This window comes from Streptomyces sp. NPDC088350 (assembly GCF_044753545.1).
Taxonomy (GTDB): domain Bacteria; phylum Actinomycetota; class Actinomycetes; order Streptomycetales; family Streptomycetaceae; genus Streptomyces.
In genome coordinates this window covers 259,936-275,669 of sequence record NZ_JBIVNL010000006.1, presented here as the reverse complement: position 1 = coordinate 275,669, position 15,734 = coordinate 259,936, and the positions used below count along the sequence as shown (strand labels likewise).

Here is a 15,734-nt window from a genome sequence, read left to right as displayed (position 1 = left end):
GCGTCGGGCGGGCGTCGGGCGTCGGGTGTCGGGCGTCCAGCGGATCGTGCGGATCCCGGCCCCGTCGAGGGACGGAGAGAGCGCCGCCGGGGCAGCCGGCGGTCGGAGGATCTGGCGGCCTCTCTGCCTGACGCGTGACGCGTGATGCGTGATGCGCGGACGGGCGGACGGGCGGACGGGCGGACGGGCGGGGGGAGGAGGCTGAGGCCGCCCCCCGCCCTCCCGTGTCAGCCGATCTTGTCCGTGAAGCCCGTCGACAGGACCGTGTAGTGGGTGGCCTTGCCCTTGCTGGGTCCCGCGGTCCACGTGAAGGTGTACTCCAGGATCGCGCTGGTCTTCGGGTCGATGATCACCCGGCCGACGCTCCTGGCCTCCGCGAACTCCACCGCCGTACCGCCGCGCCCGGTGCTGTCCTTGACCTGGCCGAGCAGCTTGACGCCCTTCAGTCCGGCCATCGCCTTGAAGACCCCGGCGCGCAGTTTCGGGCCGGCCGGCGAGTCGGAGAGCAGGGTGGCCGCCTGGTCGAAGGGCGAGATGCTCTTGGGCCTCGGCGGAGTCTGCAACAGCGCGAGCAACTGCGCCGGGTCGGTGGTGAGTTGCTCCAGGCCCTTCCAGTCGAGGTCCTTCGGCCCGACCTGCCAGTCGGGCCGCTGCCCCTTCCGGTACGCCTTGCCGTTGTTGATGACGTAGTAGTCCATGGACTGCGAGAGGTACGCGTCCCCGACCGTCGTCCGAATCTTCCAGTACTTCCCGCTGGCGGCCGACTGGGTGGCGGCCACCGTGGAGATGTCGTCCAGGAAGACGGACGCGGTGTTCGCGCGGGCCCCGCTGTGGGTGCCGGTGCCCGCCGGGGCCGCGCCGGTGTTCGCGTACGTCACCACGCCGGTCGCCACCGCGGCCGTGGTCAGCAGCCCGATCAGGGCCCGGCGGCGCGCGGACCCGGCCCCGGACCCGGACCCGATCCCGAAGGACAGGCGCCGGATCGGCGTCACGGCGACGACACCGGACTTCGGCCCGTACGCCTGCGCTGCGGCCGTCGCTCCCGCGGTGGCCGTCGCCCCCTCTGTCGCCACGGCGGCCTCGACCTCCGCGAGCACCCTGGCCAGCGCCCGCTCCGACAACGGCTCGACGAGCCCCGCCGTCGCCAGTTGATCGGCGCCGGGGAAGTCCAGCAGTGCGCCTCGCTCGTTCATACCGTTCGCCTCCGTGTCGTCGTGCATGGTCATGCGAGGTCTCCTGTCGCGGTCAGGTTTCGTCCCGCCGGGCGGGGCATCGTGAGGCGGTCGCGCAGTCGGCCGCGGGCCCGGTGCAGCCGCGAACGGGCGGTGCCCGCCGGGATGCCCACGACGGCGGCGGCCTCGGTCGGGGTGAGCTGCTCCCAGCTGATCAGGAGCAGCAACTCCCGCTCCTCGGCAGGGAGTTCGGCCAGCGCCCGGCGCAGTGCGGGAGCCAGTGCGGCGGCGTCGAGCCGCTGGTCGACCACCTGCCAGGGGTCGATGACATCCGGTCCCGGCGCGGGTTCCGTGCGCCCCGCCCGCCGCAGGTACTGGGCGAGCACGTTGTGGGCCACCCCGAACAGCCAGCCCCGGGCCGAACCGCGCGCGGGGTCGAACGTGCGCCGGGCGGCGAACGCCTGCAACCAGGTCTCGGCGAGCAGATCCTCCGCCGCCGCGGGCAGGCGCCGGGCGAAGTAGCCGTACAGGGCAGACGAGTGTGCCGTCACGAGGGGCGTGAAGGCCGCCGCGTCGCCGTGCGCCGACCGCGTCAACTGGGCTTCGCTGTCGCCGTGTTCGGCACCGGCGCGGCTGTGGTCACTGCCGCTGTCGCGGCGGCGGAGGCCGCCACGGCGCCGATTCCCCGGTCCATCCGGTTCACCCTTTTCATTCGGTTTCACCGAATCTCCGTTTCCGACCGCCGGACGACGGTCTCACCCCGTACTTGTCATCGAACCCCGGATGCGTTCGGGACCACCGGACATCGATCGCTCCGTAGCTTCGTAGCGAGTGCCGTCACTTGTCGTGTCTCTCCGCCGCAGCAGGAAACCCCAGGCACGTGACCTGGGGTTTCCGCTCGCTGAGGACTGTCGGGAGGTAGCCGGGAGGTATCGGGGAATCACCGGTCGCGGACGGCCGCGTACACACCCCCGTCGACCAGGACGTCGATGCCGTTCAGGAAGCTCGCCTCGTCCGACAGCATGAAGGCGACGACGGCCGCGACCTCCTCCGACCGGCCGGTGCGGCCGAGCGGCGTGGCATCGATCAGCCGTTGCATCGACTCGTGCTTCGCCGCCTCCTGTTGGCCCTGCGGGGTGTCGATGATGCCGGGCGAGAGGGAGCAGACACGGGCGCCGACCGGTCCGAGCCGGACGGCCTCCTTGCGGGCGAAGCGGTGCACGCCGTGCTTGGCCCACGGGTAGGCGAGGGCCGTGTTCTCCAGGTCCGGGCCGACGGCGTCACGGATCCTCTCCAGGAAGTCCGGCCGCAGCGGGTCGTCCAGGATCGCGGCGACGTCCGGGGCGGGGTCGACCCCGGCGAGCAGCGGTGACATCGAGGCGAAGTACACGTGGGCGGTGCCCGCCGTGGCCAACGGGCGCAGCGCCTCGGCCAGCAGGGCGGTACCGACGAGGTCCACCTCGAAGATGCGCCGCCAGTCGGCCATCGTGGGCGAGATACCGGCCGCGTGCGCCACGGCCCGCAGCGTGCCGAGTTCCGCGACCCGCGCGGCGAGCCGGGCGAGGCCTTCGCGGTCGGTGACGTCGAGGGCGAACGGCTCGGCGGTGGCCCGGAGCCGGGCCGCGTTGAGGTCCTTCGCGACCGCCGCCGCGCCCTCCTCGTCCCGGTCGACGAGCAGCAGCACGTCCACCATGTCGGCGAGCCGCCGCGCACACGCCTCTCCCATCCCGCGTCCGGCACCGGTGGCTATTCCTACGGTCGTCATGCTCGCTCCTCAAGGGGTGGAAGGGGGTTGGGGGTTGGGGGTTGGGGGTTGGGGGTTGGGGGAAGGGGGTTGGGGGTTGGGGGTTATTACGGGGGGGTGCGTTCGTGGGCTAACCGGCGTTCGACCAGGCGTGCTCCAAGGCCGACTTGGCCGCCCTGCTCACCAACTCGACCCGGAATCCCGTCTGTTCGCGGCTGCGCAGGAACGCGAAGAACAGGGTGCCGTCGGGGCCCTTGCGGGTGGCCTCGGTGACGTAGCCGTGGCGTTGGAGTTCGGCGGTGTCGGCGCCGACGTCGTCGGACCAGTAGCCGAAGTGATGGATGCCGGAGCCGGGCGTGGGCTCCCAGAAGGTGCCGGGCACCCGTCGGACGATCTCCAGCCGGGGCGCCGGTCCCTCCGAGCAGGCGTAGGCGCACCGGAAGTCGATGACGGCGTCGCCGTCCGGCAGGCTCACCTCCGTGGGCCCGCCCATCTCCGCGGACCACTCGAACCCGAACAACCGGGAGAGCTGGTCCTTCGTGGCGTCGAAGTCCTCGGCGACGATGCCGACGTGGAACTGGTCCTCGGGCCTCAGGATGCGGGTCATGGCGGCTCCTCGGTGCCGGACCGCGAAGGTGGGCGGTCCGTGGACAGGTGGGGGTCCGTGGACAGGTGGGCGGTCGCGCCACCAGGCGCATGACCAGGTGCACGACCATCACCTGCAGGAAACCGGGGAAACCTGACTTCTTCCGGACAGCCCGCCCCAGAGCCACAGAGCCACAGAGCCGCAGAAAGGCGAAGGGGATCGCCGTCACACCCCGGGCCGCCCGAACACGTAGCCGAAACCACGACGCGTATGGATCAGCGCGGGCTCCTCCGGATCGGCCTGATCCACCTTCTGCCGCAACCGCGACACCAGCTTCTCGATCGCCTCGGTGGCGCGGAAGTCGCTCCACACATGCCGGCTGATCTGCTCCTTGGACAGCACCTGCCCGGCGTTGACCAGCAGGTGGCGCAGCAGGCGGTACTCGGCGGGGCTGAGGTCGAGAGGCCTGGCGCCGCGCCGGGCCCGGCAGGTCACCTCGTCGAGCACCAGGTCGCCGTAGCGGGGCATTCCCGAGGACGGCTCGCTACGTCGGCCGCGCAGCAGGACCTCGACCCGGGCCAGGATCTCGGCGGACCGGAAGGGCCTGGTGACGTAGTCCTCGGCGCCTCCGCCGAGTTCGGGGAGCAGGGTGTGGAGGTAGTCGCAGGTGATGAGGAAGAGCACGGGCGGGCGGTGGTCCAGGACGAGGCGGCGCCCCCGCGCGAGGTTCTTGTTGTCCGGCAGGGTGGCGTCCCAGACGACCAGCCCGAACCGCCCCGCCCGCAGCCGGGCCACCCCTTCCACCGCCCCGCCGGCCACGGCGACGCGATGTCCCGCCGACTCCAACGTGGCGGTGAGCAGCGCCACGTCCTCGGGGTCGCTCGTGACGACCAGGACGTCCGGTTCGCCGATGTGAGCGTCCATGACCGGTCCCTTCGCGTGCCGGTCACCGCCCACCGGGACCGTGGCGCGTCATCGCGCACACCATCCACCGTAACAGCTACTTGCGTGACTCAAGTAAAACCTTCCACTCTCATCATGAGAGTGAACTTGCATAAAGAGAGCCGACCCTCTACCTTCATGAGAGTCAGCTCGCAGCAAGCGGAACAACCGACAAGGACCAACCATGACGACCCCTGCCTCCTCCCCCTCTTCCTCCTCCCCCTCTTCCTCCTCCTCCCCCTCTTCCTCCTCCACCCCGGCCACCCGCACCGTCGACCTCCCCGGCGGACTCTCCCTCACCATCGAGGAGTTCGGCGAGAACACCGAGGGCACGGGCGTCCTGGTCCTGCACGGCGGCGGCGGCCCGCGCACGGTGACCGGGATATCGGCGGCCCTGTCCGAGCACGTGTACGTCGTCAAGCCGACCCACCCCGGTTTCGACGGCACGGCCCGCCCCGAGCGCTTCGACAGCGTCGCCGACCTGGCCATCGCCTACCTGGACCTGCTCGACACCCTGGACCTCAAGGACGTCATGGTGATCGGCAACTCCGTCGGCGGCTGGATCGCCGCGGAGATGGCCCTGCGCGACAACCACGGCCGCATCGGCGCGCTGACGCTGCTGAACGCGGTCGGCATCCACGCCCACATGGTCGAGAACCGCGTCGTCGACCCGCGCGGCATGAACCCGGCCGACATCAGCCAACTCTCCTTCTCCAAGGCCGAGTTCCGCCCCGACTTCGCCTCGTTCACCGACGAGCAGCGCGCCGTGGGCGCCGCCAACCAGCAGACCCTCGCGGTCTACGGCGGCGACCACTTCACCTACGACCCGAAGCTCCGCGGCCGCCTCCACCGCGTGACCGTGCCCGTCCTGGTCGTCTGGGGCGAGGAGGACGGCATAGCCCCCCTCAAGTACGGCCGCGGCTACGCCGACTCGTTCCCCAACGGCCACTTCGCCCCGATCGCGGACGCGGCCCACTTCCCGCAGATCGAGCAGCTGGGCGCGACGCTCGGCGCGATCGGCGACTTCGTGAGCACGGTGGTCAAGCCGGACGCGGCGGTCTGACGGGGGGCGGTCGTAGGAAGGCCGGTTCCGTGCAGCCGTCCCACCACCCGTGAAAGCTGAGGGTGCGAGACCGTTCGCACCACGAGACGCACTCTGCGGACAAGGCCTGGGTCGAGGATCTGGGCCTTGTCCGCTGTGCGCCTGCCGATCCACTGACTTCACCGGACTCAGCACGCTGGGATGTACGAGTGACGACTTCGAAGAAGAACCCCGCGCACTACCCGAGCCCATGCGAACCCAGCCGAACCAGCGTGGGTGCAGACTCCCCAGCCCCTCCCCAACTCTCCACTCAACGCGATCCAGAACCGACAGCCACCGCATTGCGCTCGTGACCCTGTCAAAAGACAACTGGAGCCCCTCTCCTCCCCTGTACTGCGGGAGGGCAGGATCTTGACCATGAGGATTCTGGTCTTGGGGGGCACATGGTTCCTGGGCAAGTGCGTCGTCGAAGGAGCTCTGCGCCGTGGCTGGGATGTGACGACGTTCAGTCGTGGCCGGTCGGGTCGAGATGTCCCGGGGGTACGTGCGGTCCGCGGTGATCGTACGGAGGTGGCGGATCTCAACCGGCTCGCTGCCCAGGGCACTTGGGACGCGGTGATCGATACGTCGAGTTCCGAGTTTCCGCCGCGCGACGTGCGGCTGGCCGCGCAGGCTCTGCGCGATGCGGTAGCGAGGTGGGTGCACGTGTCCACCGTGTCGGTGTACGCGGGGTGGCCGCACCACAGGTTGACCGAGGAGTCCGAGGTGCTGGAGTGCCCGTCGGACGCGGACGAGTCCTTCGGCTACACCGGCGCGGACGGGTCGCCCACCAAGTACGGCTTCCAGAAGGCCGGCGGGGAGCGGGCGGTCGCCGAGGCGTTCGGCGACGGGGCGGTGTTCCTGCGGCCGGGGGTCATCCTCGGGCCTGGTGAGTACGTGGGCAGGCTGCCGTGGTGGCTGAACCGGGCCGACCGGGGCGGAACGGTACTGGCGCCGGCTCCGGCCGACCGGATCATCCAGCCGGTCGACGTACGCGATGTCGCGGCCTTCGCCCTGGACCAGGCGGCTGCCAGCACCGGCGGCGCCTACAACCTGGCCCATCCGGAGGGGATGGGGTTCGGGGACTTCCTGCTCGCCTGCCTTGCCGTCACCGAGTCGAAGGCTCACCCGGTGTGGGTGGAGCCCGAGGTGCTCATCGAGCACGAGGTCCGGCAGTGGACCGAGTTGCCCCTGTGGCGTACCCACGCAGGCGTGTGGTCGGTGGACTCCACCAAGGCGGTGGCGGCCGGGCTGCGGTGCCGGCCTCTGATCGAGACGATCACGGACACATGGGCCTGGCTGCGGGCCGACGGGCGCCCGGTGGATCACCCTCGCTGGGCGGAGCACGGAATCGCCCCTGAAAAGGAGGCCAAGATCCTCGCTGCACTGGCCTCCACATCCTGAGTCGGCTCATCCCTCCAGAACGGCCACCGCGCCGGCTCCCACACCCAGTTGGTGCTGAGCTGCGAGGCGGCTGAAGTGTTCCAGGCGCTCGCCCATTTCGTCAGCGAGGGGCGCCCGTCGGAACCGCTCGTCGGTCAGTGCCCGGCGGACGCGCGTGGTCCGGGTCAGCAGACCGGTGGCGCGCTGCTCACCGGGCACGATCCAGACACGTTCGAGAGCGTCGGCGGCGCCGTCGAGATCACCACGCAGGAGCCGGGCCGCGCGGCCAGGTCCGCGCCGCGGCTCGTACGTGCGCACCTGAAGGCAGCCGTAGGCGCACTGCTGTCACATCCGGCGGTAACAGGCCGCAAGGCGGTCGAGCGGTTCGGCAGGGAGATCGACTCGGATTCGTTTCCCAAGGACGACCAGCGTCTCAACGCCCACCTCCGCCACAGCTACATGAACCGCGGAACGAAGGCACTAAAAGAGAATCTGATCAAGGTTGTCTGCAAGGACACCCTCAAGCCGGATGCGGTGGGCTGAGGGGGTCGTAGGGAGGCCGGTTCCTGGCCGCTGTCCCTCCGCCCGTGAAAACCGAGGGCGCGAGGCTGGTCGCTGAGCACCATCTCGCCCCTCGTTCCGCAGACAAGGCCCAGGTCACGGGGAGCTGGGCCTTGTCTGCTGTGGATGACGATCAGCGGACTGCACCGGGATCAGGTCGTCCAGGCATCGGCCACCACGAAGGAAACGACCGTCCCACCGAAACGGCTGGGCCCGTGGTGCCAGGACTCGGCGATGGAGTCGACGAGAAGTAGTCCGCGCCCGTGCGCATCGTTGGCGTCGGGGCACCGCAGTCGCACGTTCGCGGGAAACCCCGGGTTGTGCACCTCCACCCGGAGAGAGGTGCCCTCACGGAACCACTCCACTCTGACGACCCACGGGTCCTCGGACCGGCCGTAGACGATGGCGTTGGTCACCAACTCCGAGATCATCAGCACGCAGTCATCGACCGAACAGGCAGGTTCGTACGGAGCGATGAACTTCCGGAACCAGCGCCGCGCAATCCCCACCGAGTCGGGTAAGGGATGCAGGTTCATCGCTCCGAGTCGTGGTGAGTCCTCAGAGGGATGGCGGTCGATCGTGCAGATCATCCGTGCTCACTCCTTGCCGTTGCCGTCGTCATCGAGGCACTGCCGTCTCGATGCAGCACACACACCCACAAGTGGCCTTAGCCACTTAATGGATAGTGGCATTGGCCACTTACGTCACGCAAGCGATTCACGAAGATGCTGAACCATCAGGTGAGCGGATACCCCTGCTCGAACGCCCAGCGGTGCGGCGGGTAGGTGGCTTCGGCGAACTCCAACGGCCGGTCCTGGAGGTCGAACACGACGTGGTGCACGATCAAGACAGCCGATTCCGGCTGTAGTTCGAGGTCCGCCGTCTCTTCTTCGGTCGCCTGCCGAGCGCACATGCGGTCTTCGGCGTAACTCCCCTGCCGCCCGGTCACGTTCTCGACGTACATCAAGGTGCCTTCTTGGATCCGTTCCGGCTCCAGGAGCTTGGGCGCCCGCTCCCCGACGTCCGGCGCGAACCATGAAGTGGACAGATTGATGGGCCCGTCCTGGTTGTTGGTCACGCGCCGACGGTGCACCGCCCGACGATCCTTCACCAGACCCAGCGCCTCAGCGACGTGATCCGGAGCCTTCAGCCAACCGGCCGAGGTAATCACCGCATACTCACCGGGGGTGTAAATCTTCCCGGTCTGCCGCGCCCGCCCGTACAACTCCCGTGCCCGCCGGTTGACTTCAAGGCTCCGTACATAGGTGCCCGACCCCTGCCGCTTCTCCACGAGCCCCTGATGGCTGAGCGCTTCCAATGACCGTGCGGCGGTCGGCCTGGACACCTTCCAGCTCGCCGCCAGTTGTCGCTCTGAGGGGACCTCGTCCCCCGGCCTCAGGTCGCCCCGAAGGATCTGATCGCGGATGTAGTGAGCGATCTGGAGATACTTCGGCTGCGCCTCTTCGATCTGGGGCATGCATACCCCTCCTCGTCCAAGTGGCTATGGCCTCTAGCCACTATAGGGTGAGTGGCCAGAGGCCGAACCCGTAATCTTGGGCACATGACGCGGTTGATCGTCGCAGCAGGAGGAGGGGGCGACGCAGTCGCTGCCGCAATGCTCGACGCAGCCCTGTACGGCGACCAGGACCGGGCGGTGATCCTCACGTACTCCTGGGACCGCCTGTTGGTCGACCCCACCCCAGGCCCTCGAAACCCCTCCGATTTCACAAGGCTCGAACCGCTCACTCCGTCTGTCTGGTCAGTGTCGGCCGAGGCCCGCCCGATCGCTCCAGCAGGATCCACCCTCCCGCGGCTTGCGGCAGAACTCCCGCACACCTTCGCACTCATCGACCCGCGCCACGGCGCCGAGGGCATCACCCGCCAACTCGAAGAGCTGGTACGCCACTTGGAACCGACATCGATCGACCTCCTGGACGTGGGCGGCGACATCCTCGCGCGAGGCGACGAACCAACACTCAAGAGCCCGCTCGCCGACGCCCTGACGCTGGCCGCGTGCTGCCAAGTGAACGCGCCCATCCGGCTCCTGGTCGCCGGCCCCGGTCTGGACGGCGAGCTCCCCATCGACAGGGTGCACAGCCTGCTTGGACCTCTCGTCCACACCTTCACCGAGAGGGACACGGAGCAGGTGGACCCCATCCTGGAGTGGCACCCCTCCGAGGCAACAGGAATGCTCGCCGCAACAGCGCGAGGAGTGCGAGGCATCTGCGAGGTACGGGACGCCGGACTCCCGATTCCGCTCACGGATGAGGGCCCGACCGTGCACGAGGTCGACCTGGACGACGCCCTGAGCCGCAACGAGCTGGCTCGCGCCATCCTGTCGACAACCACCCTGGACGAGGTCGAGACACTCAGCCGTGAAGTCTGTGGCTACTCGGAGATCGACTACGAACGCAACAAGGCCGCATGGCTCAAGGACCAGCCGGCGGAGACGCTCGACCCCACTACCGTGCTTTCCCAGCTCGACCAGTTCGAGAACATGGCCCGAAGCCGCGGTATCACTCACACGACGTTCCGTCACCTCACCGAGGTACTGGACCTTCCCGGCAGCCAGCGAGAAGCTCTGCGGTCCCTGCTCATGGAGACCAGGCCAGAGCAGTACGCGGCTCCGCTGTGGGATCTCATCACCATCGAAGCGGGGCCCCCGTCACCGTGAGCGTGTTCAGAAGTGACCTCGACTTGGCCGTGCAGGACGCCACCGGCACCGGGGCCGAAGCCGACGTTGCCCTGAACCTGATGACCGGCAACATCAGGCTGTCGATCCTCTGGACCCAAGAGATGCAACTCTCCCCGGACGACGCCGAGCAGGTAGCCCAGGCACTTCAGCGAGCAGCAACGGAATCCCGAAGCATGGCAGCAGCTTCGAAACCCGACAGCGCACCGGACTCACAACACCCATCAGACACCTGAGTTACAACCCTCCTTACGGGTTCAAGGCGGCTCGCTCCGCTCCCCGCGCGCGGCACGGGCGCAGAGCAATCAGACGCTTGGCGCGAGAGATAGGGGCGCGTCGTGGTTGGGACGGGCTGCTCCATGACTTCTTCATGGGGACCCCTACCGCTGAAGCGGAGCAGCTACCTAATACTCCAGCCGTAGATCGTGATCTTGCTGGTCGGGGCCAGCCGGGGGGAGCCTCAGCATCCTTAGGGGGGTAGCCCCCGGCACCGCCCTGAGGACAGCGCATTGCTACGTGAGGGGGAAAGCCGGATGGGGCGATCCCTCCTCTGCTGGTGGGATGGTTGCCGACCGTCGGCTCCGGGGGGCGACACAGTCGCGGGCCACAGCCTGAGCGGTCTCTGAAGGCGTGCAACCTGAACAGAGAAGGGGTCGTCATGCATGGGTTAAGAAGGCGTCGGCGAGGCATGCTCGTCCTGACCAGCCTGGCTACAGCCCTCGTCGCCGTATCGACCGCGCCCACGGCGGCGGCGAAGCCGCCGCCGGCCGATCTGCTCCAACGGCAGGTGGAGGCGATCCACGACACTGGGGCCGTGGGTGTGCACGCCGAGGTGACGTCACCGGACTCACGCGACAGCGCGTACGCCGGGACGGCCGCGATGAACACAAGGAGGCCGATGCCGCGGGACGGCAGGTTCCGGATCGGCAGTGCCACCAAGACCTTCACCGCCACGGTTGTGCTGCAACTCGTCGGTGAGGGGCGAATGTCCCTGGAGGACACCGTTGAGCAGTGGCTGCCGGGAGTGGTCCGGGGTAACGGCAACGACGGCGGCCAGATCACCGTGCGGCAGCTGCTGCAGCACACCAGCGGCATCCCTGATATCGGGCCGGAGATATCCGCGTTGAACAGCGCGGACGGCTATCGGGCCGAGCGGTTTCGCACGTACACCCCCGAGGAGCTGGTGGGTCTGGCGATGCGGCACCCTCCCAAGTTCTCCCCGGGCGCTGGCTGGTCCTACTCCAACACCAATTACATTCTCGCCGCGATGATCATCCACAAGGTCACCGGCCGGAGTTGGGCACGGGAGGTGAAGGACCTGATCATCCGCCCCCTGAACCTGAGGGACACCAGTACGCCCGGAGTCTTCCCGTCCATCCTGGGCCCGCACGCCGAGGGCTACGCCGCGTTCGGCACCGACACCGGCATCGACGTCACGGAGCTCAATTCGAGTATGGCCGTCGGCTCCGGCTCGATCATCAGCACCGCGCGCGACCTGAACCGGTTCTATGCCGCGTTGCTTGGCGGCCGTCTGCTGGCTCCGGCGCAGCTCGACGAGATGACGACCACCATGCCCGCGCCCGAGCTGGGCGTGAGGTATGGACTCGGTCTGGCCGAGATCCCGTTGCCCTGTGGCGGCAGCTACTTCGGCCACCGGGGCGAGCTCCTCGGCTATGTCACCTGGGGCGGCGCCACCCGAGACGGAGCCCGGACCGCCGTGGTGTACGTCACCCGTGACGGCGGCCAGGACACCCAGCAGGCCATGACCACACTCGTGGGTCAGGAACTGTGCCGGACGCGTTCTTAGTACTCCAGCCGTAGACATTGATCTTGCTGGTGGACCGACTACGGAAAGGCCGCGGCCACCGCTGATCATCGGTGTGTGAAGACTGAAGATCATGCAGTGGCCGCAGGTCACAGCGTAGACCCTGCCCGGTGGCAGGAAGGGTTTGAGGCCCTGATGGGCCGGATAGCGGGCCGGTTCGCGCGGGTTGAGCCCCGGCGCCGGGTGAGGGACTTGGTGCTGGGGCTGCTGTCGGACCTGCCGCGCAAGAACTGCTGGTCGATCGCCGAGTGGGCCGGGGAGGCGAGTCCGGAGGGCATGCAGCACCTGCTCGGCCGAGCCCGGTGGGATGCCGACCGCGTGCGTGATGACGTGCGTGAGTACGTGCTGGAGCATCTGCACGACGAGGATGCGGTGCTGGTGGTCGACGAGACCGGGGACGTGAAGAAGGGCACGCACACCGTCGGGGTCCAGCGCCAGTACACCGGAACTGCCGGGAGGATCGAAAACGCGCAGGTCGCCGTCTACCTCGTCTACGCAGGCCGCCGCGGGCACGCGGCGGTGGACCGCGAGTTGTACGTCCCGCGTTCGTGGACGTGCGACCCGGACCGCTGCCGGGCCGCGGGACTGGCCGAGGACACCGTCTTCGCCACCAAGCCGGAGCTGGCCGCCCGCATGATCGGCCGGTTCCTGGACGCCGGGCACCGCGTGAGCTGGGTCGCGGGAGACGAGGTCTACGGCGGCAACCCGAAGCTGCGGTCCGCGCTGGAAGAACGCCAGGTCGGCTACGTGCTCGCCGTCGCCTGCTCGGCCGAAGCGACCACCGGTGCCGGGAAGTTCCGCGCGGACGCCCTGGCCGCGAGGGTGCCGAAGCGAGCCTGGCAGAAGCTGTCGGCCGGGGCCGGCGCCAAGGGTCACCGCTTCTACGACTGGGCCGTCATCGACCTGGCCGAACCCCGGCCCGGCTGTCACCGGCTGCTGATCCGCCGCAACCGCACCACCGGTGAACGCGCCTACTACCGCTGCTGGTCGCCCGCCCCGGTGCCCCTGACCATGCTGGTCCGCGTCGCCGGGTCGAGATGGCGGGTGGAGGAGACTTTCCAGGCCGGAAAGGGCCTGGCCGGACTGGACGAGCACCAGGTCCGGCGCTTCACCTCATGGTCCCGCTGGGTCACCCTGGCCATGCTCGCTCACGCCTTCCTCGCCGTCGTCCGCGCCGACGAACACGCCCGCCATCCCGCTCCGGACGGGCTCGTCCCGCTCACCTGCAACGAGATCCAGCGACTGTTCACAGCATTCGTCCGACCCATGCGCGACGTGGCCCATCGGCTCGGCTGGTCCGCCTGGAGACGCCGTCACCAGGCCCGAGCCCAGGCCAGCCACTACCACCGACCAGCCGCGAATCAGACATGAAGATCACGATCTACGGCTGGAGTACTAATCCCTTGTGTCCGCATCCTCGAGATGGCGCTCCAGCGCTGCCAGTGACTCCAAGCGTAGAATTTCCGGCCCGATTTCATACCAGGAATTCTTCCGCTCAAGTTTCTCGCTAGCTATCGCTGTCGCTTCTGCACCCATGGCGACGACCTCAGCGACGGTCCCGACACCCGGTATGAGACCAAGCACAGAAAGTCCTCGACTCGTCGCGGTAAAGCTTCCCGAAATCCTGCTCTGCAAAACTCGGCTCTTCCAGGCACTCCTGATTGACTCAAATAGATCCAAAGGACCGGTGTCCGAATTATCCGCCGTCAGGACCTTTTGAAAGTTGCCCGCATAGTTTCGCACGAGAGAATTCGATTTGATACCAGAAAGGGATTTTACGTCAGGGCTCTTGAAGGTGAGACCCGTGACCGAAACATATTTTCTCAGTTCAGTCACTGCGCCAAGCGTGGCTGGTGATTCGGTGGCGGACTTCTGAATGCTCCCGACTCCTCCAAGTGACAGACCCAGGTCCGCCAGTACATCCAGTTCTATAAGGCGGAGAAGCATGGCGCGACGCCCGGGCGAAGAAATCACTGGCGCCTTGTATTCACCCAGGAGCAACATATCAGTCGCCACATCAACGACTACTTGCGTGCGAAGTCTTTTAGGCACATTTTTTAGGATATGCGAAATTCGCGCGTCTCTTGCTACATCCTCTGCAATTCCCGTCATCGCTTCCCTGCTTGCGCGAACTGGGTCCCAGTCAGCAAAAAGACCCAAGCCGGGGATTTCTACCGTTCGATAGTCAGGCGACATAACGGAGTCCGGGTATCGCGCGTCTGCCGCCGGGAGGATGATTTCATCGAAGATTACGGCACAAGCAAGGGCGACATCGAGATGTTCATCAAAATTCCCGTAGAGGTGCCTATAGTACGGATGTGCAGGTCGAGTTGGATGAGCCCAATCGTCTGAACTTTGCATCCACCAATGGAGGGCGCCGGAATACGGGTGCGACAAGATTACTCGCAACTCAACTCCCCGAGAGTCTGCACGTCGTTGCGTCTGATTATGCCAGGCTCCCAAGATCAAGATCTGCTTGATCTTCAACTCGCCTTCAAAGCGATCGAACTTGGCATATCACTGCCGCTCCCGGTCGCCCAGCAACGGGTGCCGCAGGCATGCCAGATCGAACCGAGGATACTGGGCTAAATAGCACTAAATCAGGTGAGGCAGTGTCGACACAGAACGGCCATACGACCAGGTCAGCGCCTTAGCAGGTTGAGGTCGGCAACGGTTTCAAGCCGATCACGCCCTTGCCGCCTGCACGGCTTATTCTGGTCGACGAGCGTAGCTGAGGCTGGTGGGGGTGCAGCGAGGCATACGCGTGCCTGGTGGGCCAGCGCACCCGCCATCGTGGCTGACTTTCGTCGGCTGAGGCTCAAACATTCCGAGACCCAACTCTGCGAGGGGGGTTCGAGGCGAAGGGAACGTGCCACTCGCCTGCCAGATCCTGCGGGAACGCACGGGGAATAGCGGCAACTTGCCCTGATTGCGACCAGGATTTCAGCGTCGCTCCAGCGCAGGTCAGCCCAGCAACCGCCACCAAGAGACCCAAGCTTCCCAAGGTGATGTGCACTGTGTCCCCGCCTTCCGAGTTGGGAAGCATCTGAGTCATGGATCCGGGTTGGGCAGCCATGCTTGGGGCTCTAGTGGGAGCTATCGCCACCAGCTGCGCAGGAGTGCTGACCTGGTGGTCACTTCGTTGGCAGCAACATGTGCAGGTCCAGGCCGAGCGGGACAGGTGGTTGCGAGAGAAGCAGCATGCCGCGTACGGCAACTTCCTTGATGCCACTCAAGGCGCTGTAGACGGGCTGGAATCGGTTGGCCGAGGCCTGACCGCCGCAACACCGGATCTCCCGAACCTCTACAACTGGCTAGGAGAAGAGGTCATCCCGCACGTGATCTCCGCGCGTCGCAGACTCGCCTCAGTCCAGATTGATGGGCCGGCGTCAGCAGAAGTCGCCGCCCGCAGGCTCCACAGATCGGTCAACGAGTGCATGATGACTGCCATGCAGGGACTCCACGCTCTTGCAGACGACGCAGAGAGTGCACGGTTCCCAGAGCTAAGAGACAGATTCAACGAGACACTGGGAGTCGTCCACTCTCGTCTCCGAGACTTCACGCAGGCCGCCCGGATAGTGATCCAAGAGACATGAAATCCGGGGCAGCCCCGCCTCAGTTTCCGTCTCATTCAGCACCGGTCGCCGACTCTCAAGCGGGACCAGACGGCCACACCCATCCAGCAGTCAGCCGCCCGTGAACCCAGGCGAACGGCCCTGTACGAAGCCCCGAGTGACACCACCACAGT

At 67.2% G+C, this 15,734-nt stretch carries 16 protein-coding genes; 8 read left to right on the top strand and 8 right to left on the bottom strand.

Features of this window, described 5'->3' with window-relative positions; all coding sequences use genetic code 11:
• Positions 1–227 precede the first annotated feature (227 nt).
• From ACIQBL_RS22665 to ACIQBL_RS22645, 5 genes are all read right to left on the bottom strand, one after another.
• A complete protein-coding gene (locus ACIQBL_RS22665; protein WP_401944454.1) occupies positions 228–1,226 on the bottom strand; it encodes a hypothetical protein in 999 nt (332 codons plus the stop codon).
• Positions 1,223–1,894 carry an RNA polymerase sigma factor gene (locus ACIQBL_RS22660; RefSeq protein ID WP_401944452.1) on the bottom strand — a complete coding sequence of 224 codons (672 nt, stop codon included), beginning with the start codon at positions 1,892–1,894 and terminating at the stop codon, positions 1,223–1,225. The genes ACIQBL_RS22665 and ACIQBL_RS22660 overlap by 4 nt, the downstream gene beginning before the upstream one ends.
• A gap of 218 nt (positions 1,895–2,112) precedes the next feature.
• On the bottom strand, positions 2,113–2,937 hold the full coding sequence (locus ACIQBL_RS22655) for an SDR family oxidoreductase (RefSeq protein ID WP_401944451.1): 825 nt from the start codon (positions 2,935–2,937) through the stop codon (positions 2,113–2,115).
• Between the two features lie 109 nt (positions 2,938–3,046).
• Positions 3,047–3,523, bottom strand: a complete 477-nt coding sequence (locus ACIQBL_RS22650) for a VOC family protein (protein ID WP_401944449.1) — start codon at positions 3,521–3,523, stop codon at positions 3,047–3,049.
• A gap of 204 nt (positions 3,524–3,727) precedes the next feature.
• On the bottom strand, positions 3,728–4,426 hold the full coding sequence (locus ACIQBL_RS22645) for a response regulator transcription factor (RefSeq protein WP_401944447.1): 699 nt from the start codon (positions 4,424–4,426) through the stop codon (positions 3,728–3,730).
• A gap of 202 nt (positions 4,427–4,628) precedes the next feature.
• Here ACIQBL_RS22645 and ACIQBL_RS22640 point away from each other — a divergent pair, with 202 nt between their 5' ends.
• The 3 genes from ACIQBL_RS22640 to ACIQBL_RS22630 all read left to right on the top strand — a co-directional run bounded on the left by ACIQBL_RS22640 (position 4,629) and on the right by ACIQBL_RS22630 (position 7,451).
• On the top strand, positions 4,629–5,507 hold the full coding sequence (locus ACIQBL_RS22640) for an alpha/beta fold hydrolase (protein ID WP_401944446.1): 879 nt from the start codon (positions 4,629–4,631) through the stop codon (positions 5,505–5,507).
• A 396-nt stretch (positions 5,508–5,903) separates the two neighbouring features.
• Positions 5,904–6,929, top strand: coding sequence for an NAD-dependent epimerase/dehydratase family protein (locus ACIQBL_RS22635; protein WP_401944444.1), 1,026 nt, complete (start codon positions 5,904–5,906; stop codon positions 6,927–6,929).
• A gap of 51 nt (positions 6,930–6,980) precedes the next feature.
• Positions 6,981–7,451 carry a hypothetical protein gene (locus ACIQBL_RS22630; protein WP_401944442.1) on the top strand — a complete coding sequence of 157 codons (471 nt, stop codon included), beginning with the start codon at positions 6,981–6,983 and terminating at the stop codon, positions 7,449–7,451.
• Positions 7,452–7,621: 170 nt separating this feature from the next.
• Here ACIQBL_RS22630 and ACIQBL_RS22625 read toward each other — a convergent pair whose 3' ends face one another.
• Together ACIQBL_RS22625 and ACIQBL_RS22620 are read right to left on the bottom strand one after the other, a co-directional pair.
• Positions 7,622–8,059, bottom strand: coding sequence for an ATP-binding protein (locus ACIQBL_RS22625; RefSeq protein WP_401944441.1), 438 nt, complete (start codon positions 8,057–8,059; stop codon positions 7,622–7,624).
• A gap of 146 nt (positions 8,060–8,205) precedes the next feature.
• Positions 8,206–8,946, bottom strand: coding sequence for a GntR family transcriptional regulator (locus ACIQBL_RS22620; protein WP_401944439.1), 741 nt, complete (start codon positions 8,944–8,946; stop codon positions 8,206–8,208).
• An 84-nt stretch (positions 8,947–9,030) separates the two neighbouring features.
• Between ACIQBL_RS22620 and ACIQBL_RS22615 the strand changes: the two genes are divergently transcribed.
• The 4 genes from ACIQBL_RS22615 to ACIQBL_RS22600 all read left to right on the top strand — a co-directional run bounded on the left by ACIQBL_RS22615 (position 9,031) and on the right by ACIQBL_RS22600 (position 13,357).
• A complete protein-coding gene (locus tag ACIQBL_RS22615; protein ID WP_401944438.1) occupies positions 9,031–10,143 on the top strand; it encodes a DUF1152 domain-containing protein in 1,113 nt (370 codons plus the stop codon).
• Entirely contained in the window at positions 10,140–10,397 is a 258-nt protein-coding gene (locus tag ACIQBL_RS22610; RefSeq protein WP_401944437.1) for a hypothetical protein, read from the top strand. Before ACIQBL_RS22615 ends, ACIQBL_RS22610 begins: the two co-directional genes overlap by 4 nt.
• Positions 10,398–10,849: 452 nt before the next feature.
• Positions 10,850–11,968, top strand: coding sequence for a serine hydrolase domain-containing protein (locus tag ACIQBL_RS22605; protein ID WP_401944436.1), 1,119 nt, complete (start codon positions 10,850–10,852; stop codon positions 11,966–11,968).
• Positions 11,969–12,121: 153 nt separating this feature from the next.
• Complete coding sequence (locus tag ACIQBL_RS22600; RefSeq protein ID WP_401944434.1) at positions 12,122–13,357, top strand: IS701 family transposase; 1,236 nt, start codon at positions 12,122–12,124, stop codon at positions 13,355–13,357.
• Between the two features lie 24 nt (positions 13,358–13,381).
• On the opposite strand, the gene ACIQBL_RS22595 is transcribed toward ACIQBL_RS22600, so the two are convergent.
• A complete protein-coding gene (locus ACIQBL_RS22595; protein ID WP_401944432.1) occupies positions 13,382–14,347 on the bottom strand; it encodes a hypothetical protein in 966 nt (321 codons plus the stop codon).
• A gap of 824 nt (positions 14,348–15,171) precedes the next feature.
• Here ACIQBL_RS22595 and ACIQBL_RS22590 point away from each other — a divergent pair.
• Positions 15,172–15,582 carry a hypothetical protein gene (locus ACIQBL_RS22590; protein WP_401944430.1) on the top strand — a complete coding sequence of 137 codons (411 nt, stop codon included), beginning with the start codon at positions 15,172–15,174 and terminating at the stop codon, positions 15,580–15,582.
• The last annotated feature ends 152 nt before the right edge of the window (positions 15,583–15,734 follow it).

Excerpts from the sequence above, each read along its gene's own strand:
- ACIQBL_RS22645 (WP_401944447.1), bottom strand. The coding sequence starts at position 4,426 with ATGGACGCTCACATCGGCGAACCGGACGTCCTGGTCGTCACGAGCGAC.
- ACIQBL_RS22640 (WP_401944446.1), top strand. The coding sequence starts at position 4,629 with ATGACGACCCCTGCCTCCTCCCCCTCTTCCTCCTCCCCCTCTTCCTCC.
- ACIQBL_RS22665 (WP_401944454.1), bottom strand. The coding sequence starts at position 1,226 with ATGACCATGCACGACGACACGGAGGCGAACGGTATGAACGAGCGAGGC.
- ACIQBL_RS22620 (WP_401944439.1), bottom strand. The coding sequence starts at position 8,946 with ATGCCCCAGATCGAAGAGGCGCAGCCGAAGTATCTCCAGATCGCTCAC.
- ACIQBL_RS22650 (WP_401944449.1), bottom strand. The coding sequence starts at position 3,523 with ATGACCCGCATCCTGAGGCCCGAGGACCAGTTCCACGTCGGCATCGTC.
- ACIQBL_RS22605 (WP_401944436.1), top strand. The coding sequence starts at position 10,850 with ATGCTCGTCCTGACCAGCCTGGCTACAGCCCTCGTCGCCGTATCGACC.
- ACIQBL_RS22600 (WP_401944434.1), top strand. The coding sequence starts at position 12,122 with ATGGGCCGGATAGCGGGCCGGTTCGCGCGGGTTGAGCCCCGGCGCCGG.
- ACIQBL_RS22655 (WP_401944451.1), bottom strand. The coding sequence starts at position 2,937 with ATGACGACCGTAGGAATAGCCACCGGTGCCGGACGCGGGATGGGAGAG.
- ACIQBL_RS22635 (WP_401944444.1), top strand. The coding sequence starts at position 5,904 with ATGAGGATTCTGGTCTTGGGGGGCACATGGTTCCTGGGCAAGTGCGTC.
- ACIQBL_RS22615 (WP_401944438.1), top strand. The coding sequence starts at position 9,031 with ATGACGCGGTTGATCGTCGCAGCAGGAGGAGGGGGCGACGCAGTCGCT.
- ACIQBL_RS22595 (WP_401944432.1), bottom strand. The coding sequence starts at position 14,347 with ATGCAAAGTTCAGACGATTGGGCTCATCCAACTCGACCTGCACATCCG.
- ACIQBL_RS22625 (WP_401944441.1), bottom strand. The coding sequence starts at position 8,059 with ATGATCTGCACGATCGACCGCCATCCCTCTGAGGACTCACCACGACTC.